The organism is Marinobacter sp., from assembly GCF_040904845.1.
GTDB lineage: Bacteria > Pseudomonadota > Gammaproteobacteria > Pseudomonadales > Oleiphilaceae > Marinobacter.
The window spans coordinates 1-3,606 of sequence record NZ_JBBDSR010000083.1 but is presented as its reverse complement, the minus strand read 5'-3'; the positions used below and the strand labels follow the sequence as shown (position 1 = coordinate 3,606).

Below are 3,606 nucleotides of genomic sequence, written 5' to 3'. Positions count from 1 at the left end.
CGGTCAGAGGTGATGGAAGACTGAGATTTGGCCGCATTGATCAGTTCGCGCAACTCAATGGCCACTTTACCATGACCAAGTTTTGCTTCATGCGCAGCCAACTGCATGGCAACCGAATAAAAATGGCTGTCATCCCCATTCATATGAGACTTGAGCAAGGCTTTGATCTGTTCTGCGCTGGCCATACGACCACATCCTAAGAGAAATCACTCGCGAATAGTATAGAGTTTAGTCCTTTTTTGCAGTAGCCAACATTCGGACAAAGTTTTCATGCCCCTGAGGGATCCACTAGACAGGCAGTGAGCCGTTGCCACACTGGGACCACCTATGATGCCGCAAGCCGCGTCACTAGTGAGACCGACGCCCTCGATGGGGTAACCACCTACACCTACGACGCTGCGGGTAACCGCCTGACCGCCACCAACCCGGAAGGCACTACCCGAAATAGCTACGATGCCCAGAACCGCCTGACCCGCCTCACCACCACGGATGCGGCGGACCAGATCGTGGCGGACTACGCCTACAACCTGGACGCCACCGGCCGCCGTACCTAGGTGCAGGAGGCTCACAGCGGCCGCACCACCAGTTATACCTACGACGAGCTGTACCGCCTGACCGGCGAAACCATCACCGACCCGGTGAATGGCGATTACAGCGCCGAGTACAAGTTCGACAAGGTGGGCAACCGCACTTACAGCATCATCAACGGGGTGCACACCGCCTACAGCTACGACAACAACGACCGCCTCACCCAACAGGGCGGCGTCAGCTACAGCTACGACGCCAACGGCAACACCCTGACCGAGACGGAAGACGGCCAGGTCACCCGCTACCACTACGATGGCCGCAACCAGCTCATCGAAGTGGAAAAACCGGGCCTGACCGCCAGCTACGGCTACAACGCCGACGGCATCCGCACCCGCAAGACGGAAAATGGCCAGGCCACGAACTACGTGGTGGACAGTAACCGGGACTACGCCCAGGTGCTGGCGGAGGTAACCAACGGCACCACGGAGGTGAGCTACACTTACGGGGATGACCTGGTCTCGCAGACCCGTGCAGGCAATCCTTCTTACTACCTGTACGACGGCCACGGCTCCACCCGGGCGCTGGCGAATGCGAGCGGCTCTTTAACAGACAGCTACGACTACGATGCCTTTGGGGTATTGCTGGCCAGTTCCGGCGACACCGAGAACGCCTATCGGTATACCGGGGAGCAGTTGGATCCGAGCATGGACCAGTACTATCTGCGGGCGCGGTATTACGACCAGGGAGCTGGGCGGTTTACGCAGATGGATACGTGGATGGGGAACGGTCAAGACCCCGTAACCCTGCACAAGTATTTGTATGCCAATGCTGATCCGGCGAACTTTACTGATCCGACAGGAAATTTCTCGTTGGGCAATTTAAGCATAGGAATGAACGCGACGGTACAGCTTGGTGGTCGTGCTGTTGGATCTAGCGCATTAAGAATGTTTGTCAACCGAGCGATAACAACGACTATAAAACAGTCGGGCAAGCTGGCAAGTCATGCCCTTAAGTCAGTACGCGCTTGTATTAGGAAGAAAAATAAGTGCGGCTTACGGGCGAATTTGTTGATTGTAGGTCAGGACAATCCTCACATGGCAGACCATATCCGCGATGCTCAGATGCCGCATACTATAGTTCTTAAGTATGACAAAGTAAAAGCTGGAAATAGGAAATGGTATAAAACAAAGCCGGAATGTCGAATTCCCAAGGCAGGCTACCAGTGTGACGAATATCCATTTTTCAAAACTCGAGAGGGTGGACCGAGAGGTTACCCTGTTTCCGTATCATTAAGGCAAGTTCCAGCGATTGAAAACATGTCAGTCGGCGGACATTTTGGATTTCTGTCTAGTCGCATGAGAAGTGGAGAAGAGTTTATAGTCGTTGCGGATCGAAATATTCCGCTCACAGTGGCGCTGCCTCTAGGTGGGAAGAAAAAATAGGTTGTAACTTTATGTACGAAATTATCTTGCCGGAAAGGGTGGCGATCAACGCTTTTATGAAGAGGTCAAGGCAAAGCCTTTTAAATAACTTTAAGTCGTCAAGTGGGAAGCAGCTACATCAGGCGGCTATCTTCGCTAATTATCTAGTGGCGTTAGATTTTTTAGCTGAGGCGATAGAGTTTTTGGAAGGCTATGTCAATGACATTGAATGTGATGATGAGAATATAGATCAGTGGGGGCATGTGGGCCAAGGCATAATTCTTTTATCAGCACTTTACCGAAGAGTTGGGTCCAGTGATGCCGCTAACAAACAGTTAGATCGTATTCTAAAAAATGACATCGTTGTTGGTGATAAAGCGGAAGATTTGGCATATAGGCTGTCGGACCATGAAGGCGAGATGGAGTATGCTGAAACTCAAACAAAAAAATATCGTTGTGAAATGATATCGCAAGAAATACTACGATTTCTTTATTACTTAGAGATGTGGCCGCAGTTCAAGGTTAACGTGCATCCGTCTGAGAAGGAAGTTGTTGAAAGCTTGGTCCAGCGTTCTTATGAGAAGCTTCGAGACGCTTTATGCCGTTGACATGTTGATTTGAGTCTGTTCTGCGGATCAAAAGGTCAGAATCTTTGAAAAGCACTGCCGTTCAGGGTAATCACCAAACACCGCTTTATCACCCGAACCTTAAACGGCGTGCCCACAGCAAAACCGGCCATATCCAGCCATTGGCTCTGCGGCAGAATCCACGGAACCGGCCGGACGGCAGCACAACCGCCGCCCGGAATACAACGTGGCGAGCGATCAGGGGGCCAGTATCGACGCTTTGGGGCAGCGTACCGAATACGGCTACGACGCCTACGGCCGGCTGACGGAAACCTATCACCCGGACGGCAGCCAGAGGGGGATATTTCGACCACCTACGATGCGGCGGGCCGTCGCACCGCCGTGGTGGACGCGCTGGGCAATCGCCACAGCTATGCCTATGACGCCGACGGCAACCTGATCCGCGAGACCGACGCCAACGGCCATACCACAGAGTACACCTACAATGCCCTCGACCAGCGGACCCAGACCCGCTTCCACGATGGCACCACGGTAACAGAAACTTTCGATGCTCTGGGCCGCCGCACGGCGAGCACCGACCAGAACGGCCGTACTACCGAGTACGAATACGATGCCCTGGGCCGCCTGACGAAAGTGACCGACGCCCTCGACGGTGTTACTACTTACACCTACGACGAAGCTGGCAACAAACTGACCCAGACGGACGCCGAAGGCCGCACCACGCGCTGGACCTACGACAGCCAGGGCCGCGTGCTCTCCCGCACCCTGCCCATGGGGCAGATCGAAAGCTTCACCTACGATGTTGCGGGTAACCGCCTGAGCCATACCGACTTCAATGGCCAGACCACCAGCTACAGCTACGACCTCAGCCAGCGGCTGACCCAGGTAACCTACGGTGACGGCACCACAGAGCGTTATACCTACGACGCTGTCGGCAACCGCCTGACCGCCACCAACCCGGAAGGCACTACCCGGTATAGCTACGATGCCCAGAACCGTCTGGTTGAAGAGATCCAGCCCGACGGCTCGGTGCTCTCGTATGGCTATGACGCCGCCGGCAACCGCACCCA

General features: G+C 54.4%; 4 protein-coding genes and 4 pseudogenes. 6 read left to right on the top strand and 2 right to left on the bottom strand.

Translation table 11 applies throughout. From position 1 onward, the window contains the following. Window positions 1-185: pseudogene (locus tag WD429_RS11285) on the bottom strand (ATPase); the annotation flags it as partial. Between the two features lie 114 nt (window positions 186-299). Here WD429_RS11285 and WD429_RS11280 point away from each other — a divergent pair. The 3 genes from WD429_RS11280 to WD429_RS11270 are packed head-to-tail and all read left to right on the top strand — an operon-like array spanning window position 300 to window position 2,557. After that, the gene (locus WD429_RS11280) at window positions 300-554 is read left to right on the top strand and encodes an RHS repeat domain-containing protein (protein ID WP_368422271.1); all 255 of its coding nucleotides are present in this window, start codon (window positions 300-302) and stop codon (window positions 552-554) included. Next, on the top strand, window positions 555-1,970 hold the full coding sequence (locus WD429_RS11275; protein ID WP_368422270.1) for an RHS repeat-associated core domain-containing protein: 1,416 nt from the start codon (window positions 555-557) through the stop codon (window positions 1,968-1,970). Window positions 1,971-1,981: 11 nt separating this feature from the next. After that, entirely contained in the window at window positions 1,982-2,557 is a 576-nt protein-coding gene (locus WD429_RS11270; RefSeq protein ID WP_368422269.1) for a hypothetical protein, read from the top strand. Between the two features lie 35 nt (window positions 2,558-2,592). Here the strand turns inward: WD429_RS11270 and WD429_RS11265 are convergent, their stop codons facing one another. After that, window positions 2,593-2,757: a SymE family type I addiction module toxin gene (locus WD429_RS11265; protein ID WP_368422272.1), complete on the bottom strand. Its 165-nt coding sequence runs from the start codon at window positions 2,755-2,757 to the stop codon at window positions 2,593-2,595. Window positions 2,758-2,762: 5 nt separating this feature from the next. Between WD429_RS11265 and WD429_RS11260 the strand changes: the two are divergent. From WD429_RS11260 to WD429_RS11250, 3 pseudogenes are all read left to right on the top strand, one after another. Beyond that, window positions 2,763-2,858: pseudogene (locus WD429_RS11260) on the top strand (hypothetical protein); the annotation flags it as partial. Next, a pseudogene (locus WD429_RS11255) lies at window positions 2,813-2,908 on the top strand (hypothetical protein); the annotation flags it as partial. The pseudogenes WD429_RS11260 and WD429_RS11255, both read left to right, overlap by 46 nt. Window positions 2,909-2,917: 9 nt before the next feature. Next, window positions 2,918-3,606: pseudogene (locus tag WD429_RS11250) on the top strand (hypothetical protein); the annotation flags it as partial.

What these genes read in the sequence shown, in the direction of transcription:
- WD429_RS11270 (WP_368422269.1), top strand. Translation starts at nt 1,982, where the DNA reads ATGTACGAAATTATCTTGCCGGAAAGGGTGGCGATCAACGCTTTTATG.